Origin of the sequence: Stenotrophomonas sp. PS02301 (assembly GCF_029959485.1) — a bacterium.
Taxonomy (GTDB): domain Bacteria; phylum Pseudomonadota; class Gammaproteobacteria; order Xanthomonadales; family Xanthomonadaceae; genus Stenotrophomonas; species Stenotrophomonas maltophilia_Z.
In genome coordinates this window covers 1-3,724 of sequence record NZ_JASCOO010000173.1, presented here as the reverse complement: position 1 = coordinate 3,724, position 3,724 = coordinate 1, and the positions used below count along the sequence as shown (strand labels likewise).

Sequence of the window (3,724 nt, the reverse complement as noted above, 5' to 3'; positions counted from 1 at the left end):
CTGTGAATACGTCCATGTACGCTCGTAGTGCGCCATCCATGGCGCACTACGGCCCCGCCAACCCCCACCCGCCCCGCGCTGGACACTGTCCGGCGCCTCGAAAAGCGGCGTGCGGCCAAGATTAGGAGCGGTAGTGCCGGCCGCTGGCCGGCTCCCCAGCCGTGCAGGACAAGTCCAGCGGGCGAGCTAAGATGAGGTCTTTCCACCGGAACCCCTGCCATGACCACTGCCTTCGATTTCCCGTTCGTGGATCTGTCCGGCCAGCCGCAGGCGTTGGCGCAGTATCGGGGCAAGGTGTTGTTGCTGGTCAATGTGGCCAGCAAGTGCGGCTTTACGCCGCAGTACGAGGGGCTGGAAGCGCTGTGGCGGGAGTTCGGGGCGGGGGGGCTGGTGGTGATCGGGTTTCCCTGCGATCAGTTCGGGCACCAGGAGCCGGGCGATGCGGCGCAGATCGGGGAATTCTGTTCGCTGACCTATGGGGTCAGTTTCCCGATGTCGGACAAGGTGGAGGTCAACGGCGCCGGCGCAGATCCGCTGTGGCAGTGGCTCAAGGCCGAGAAGGCCGGGGTGTTGGGCACGCGCGGGATCAAGTGGAACTTCAGCAAGTTCCTGGTCGGCCGCGATGGGCAGGTGCTGGCGCGCTACGCGCCGACCGACACGCCGGCATCGCTGCGCGGGGATATCGAGGCGGCGCTGGGCTGAGGCGGTTGCCCGACCACGACGGGCCGGGATCGGGGAGTGCCGGCCGCTGGCCGGCTGCTCGTGTTGCATGATCTTCGCCGGCCCAGCCACGCATGGCGTGGCTCTACGTCATTTTTCGACGAAGGCGCGCTCGAACACGTAGTGGCCCGGCGTGCCGATGCGCGGGGAGGTCTGGAAGCCGCGGCTGTCCAGCACGGTGCGCAAGTCGGCCAGCATCTGCGGGCTGCCGCAGATCATGGCGCGGTCGTTTTCCGGATCCAGCGGCGGCAGGCCGAGGGTCTTCTGCATCTCGCCGCTTTCCATCAGCGAGGTCAGCCGGCCCTGGTTGGGGAAGGCTTCGCGGGTCACGGCCGGGTAGTAGAGCAGCTTGTCGCCGATCATCTCGCCGAGGAATTCGTGCTCGCGCAGTTCCTTCTCGAACAGGTCGCGGTAGGCCAGGTCCTTTTCGTAGCGCACGCCGTGGGTGAGGATCACCTTGTCGAAGCGCTCGTAGGTTTCCGGGTCCTTGATCACCGACAGCCACGGCGCCAGGCCGGTGCCGGTGCCGAGTAGGTACAGGTGCTTGCCCGGGTGCAGGTCGCTGATCAGCAGGGTGCCGGTGGGCTTCTTGCCGACCAGCACTTTGTCGCCCGGCTGGATGTGCTGCAGGCGCGAGGTCAGCGGGCCGTCCTGGACCTTGATGCTGAAGAACTCCAGGTTTTCTTCCCAGTTGGCACTGGCGATGGAGTACGCGCGCAGCAGCGGCCGCGCCTCGGTTTCCAGGCCGATCATCACGAACTGGCCGTTCTCGAAGCGGAAGCCGCTGTCGCGGGTCGTGGTGAAGCTGAAGTAGGCATCGGTCCAGTGACGGACCTCAAGCACCGTTTCGGCGCCAAAAGCGGAAGACATGGGGGTGGGGTTCTGGTCGGTTTCGTCGGGTCTAGTTTATCTCAAATGAGATAAATTCTCATTGACTGGCTGGACAGGCCCGCCAGGCGTGGGTTTCAGCGGTAGCCAGCGGCCTGCAGCTCGAACAGTTCGGCGTAGCGGCCGCCCTGGGTCATCAGTTCGGCGTGGGTCCCGCTGGCCTCGATCCGGCCGCCGGCCAGCACCAGGATGCGGTCGGCCATGCGCACCGAGGAGAAGCGGTGCGAGATCAGCACCGCGGTGCGGTTGTCGGACAGTTCCTTGAAGCGCTGGAACACCTCGAACTCGCTGCGGGCATCCAGGGCCGCGGTGGGTTCATCGAGGATCATGACCTGCGCATCGCGCATGTAGGCGCGGGCGATCGCGATCTTCTGCCATTGCCCACCGGACAGGTCCACGCCCATCTTGAAGCGGCGGCCGATGAGCTGGTCGTAGCCGCCGGGCAGGCCGGCGATCACTTCATCGGCCATGCCACGGCGCGCAGCATCGCGGATGCGGGCGTCGTCGGTCATCGCCTCGACCAGGCCGACGCCGATGTTCTCGCCGGCGCTGAGGTTGTAGCGCACGAAGTCCTGGAAGATCACGCCCATGTTGGCCCGCAGGTCATCGAGGTCGTAATCGCGCAGGTCGCGGCCATCAAGCAGGATGCGGCCTTCATCGGGGTCGTACAGGCGGGCCAGCAGCTTGACCAGGGTGGTCTTGCCGGCACCGTTCTCGCCGACCAGCGCCAGCACTTCGCCGGCGCGCAGGTCGAAATCCAGATGGCGCACCGCCCAGCTTTCGGCATCGGGATAGCGGAAGCCGACGTTCTCGAACACGAAGCCCTGGGTGATCGGTTGTGGGATGGCGATGGCGTCCGGGCGCGAATGGATCTCCGGTTCGATCTGGAAGAACGAAAACAGGTCGTCCAGATACAGCGCTTGCCCAGCGACCTGCGAAAAACCGATCAGCAGGCCTTCCAGCAGCTGGCGCAGGCGCAGGAAACTGCCGGCCAGGAAGGTGAGGTCGCCGATCGAGAAATCGCCGCGCACGGTGCGCCAGGCGATGTAAGCGTACGCGGCGTAGTACCCGAGCGTTCCCAGCGCGGCGAGCAGCGTGCCCCAGATCGCACGCTTGCGCGCCAGGGCGCGGTTGGCGAGGTAGAACTTCTCGGCCAGCCGTTTGTAGCGGTCGATCAGGAAGCGATGGAGGTTGAAGATCTTCACCTCCTTGGCGGTCTCAACGCTGGCCCCGATCTGGCGCAGGTACTCCAGCTGGCGGCGCTCGGGCGTCCACTGGAAATTGAGGCTGTAGCCGGCAGCGTTGAAATGCGATTCGCCGATGAACGCCGGGATCAGCGCCACCGCGAGGAGCAGGATCAACCAGGGCGCGTACACGATCAGGCCGACCGCGAGACTGGCCACGGTGATGCTGTCCTGCACCTGGCCGAACAGCTGGCTCATCAGGTTCATCCGGCCCATGGTCTGGCGGCGTGCGCGGTCCAGCTTGTCCTGCAGGTCGGGGTCTTCGAAATCCTCCAGGTCCAGTTCGGCGGCGTGTTCCATCAGGCGCACGCTGGTGACGTTGGTGAACAGCTCCGACAGCAACGTATCGGCGTAGCTGACCATGCGGCCGAGCAGGTCCGAGGCCATGGCCAGGCCGAACTCGAGTGCGAGCAGACCGAGCAGCGGGTTCAGCAGCCCGCTGGAAAGTGCCTCGCCGAACGGCGGGAAGCCCGCATCGTGCTGGCTGAGCAGTACCGCCGCATCGATGATCAGCTTGCCGACATACAGCATCGCCACCGGCAGCAATGCACGGATCACGCGCAGGCCGAGGCTGGCCAGGGTCAGCCCGGGGCTGGTCTGCCAGACCTGGCGCAGGAACGGGGGCAGATTGCGCATCGCGTTGACGCGCTCGCGCAGGCTGGGATTCTTCTGGCCGGGTGCACCGGCAGCGGGGGAGGCGGGCATGGGCGACATTGTGCGCGTCGTGACCGTGGTTGATGCATGAATTCAATGCACGCGCAGATTGCGGACGCATACGCACCACAGCGCAGGAGTGCGCGCGGACCGCAGCCCGGCAGTGCCGGCCGCTGGCCGGCTCCAGGTGGCAGCCAGCATCGTGCAGAGCCGGCCAG

General features: G+C 66.1%; 3 protein-coding genes. 1 reads left to right on the top strand and 2 read right to left on the bottom strand.

The window, feature by feature from the left end; all coding sequences use genetic code 11:
* Positions 1-219: 219 nt before the first annotated feature.
* Positions 220-702: a glutathione peroxidase gene (locus tag QMX81_RS20610; protein WP_282264307.1), complete on the top strand. Its 483-nt coding sequence runs from the start codon at positions 220-222 to the stop codon at positions 700-702.
* Between the two features lie 108 nt (positions 703-810).
* On the opposite strand, the gene QMX81_RS20605 is transcribed toward QMX81_RS20610, so the two are convergent.
* Positions 811-1,590 carry a ferredoxin--NADP reductase gene (locus tag QMX81_RS20605; RefSeq protein WP_121038039.1) on the bottom strand — a complete coding sequence of 260 codons (780 nt, stop codon included), beginning with the start codon at positions 1,588-1,590 and terminating at the stop codon, positions 811-813.
* A gap of 95 nt (positions 1,591-1,685) precedes the next feature.
* On the bottom strand, positions 1,686-3,557 hold the full coding sequence (locus QMX81_RS20600; protein ID WP_152152678.1) for an ABC transporter ATP-binding protein: 1,872 nt from the start codon (positions 3,555-3,557) through the stop codon (positions 1,686-1,688).
* Between the last annotated feature and the right edge of the window lie 167 nt (positions 3,558-3,724).

Excerpts from the sequence above, each read along its gene's own strand:
- QMX81_RS20610 (WP_282264307.1), top strand. The coding sequence starts at position 220 with ATGACCACTGCCTTCGATTTCCCGTTCGTGGATCTGTCCGGCCAGCCG.
- QMX81_RS20605 (WP_121038039.1), bottom strand. The coding sequence starts at position 1,590 with ATGTCTTCCGCTTTTGGCGCCGAAACGGTGCTTGAGGTCCGTCACTGG.
- QMX81_RS20600 (WP_152152678.1), bottom strand. The coding sequence starts at position 3,557 with ATGCCCGCCTCCCCCGCTGCCGGTGCACCCGGCCAGAAGAATCCCAGC.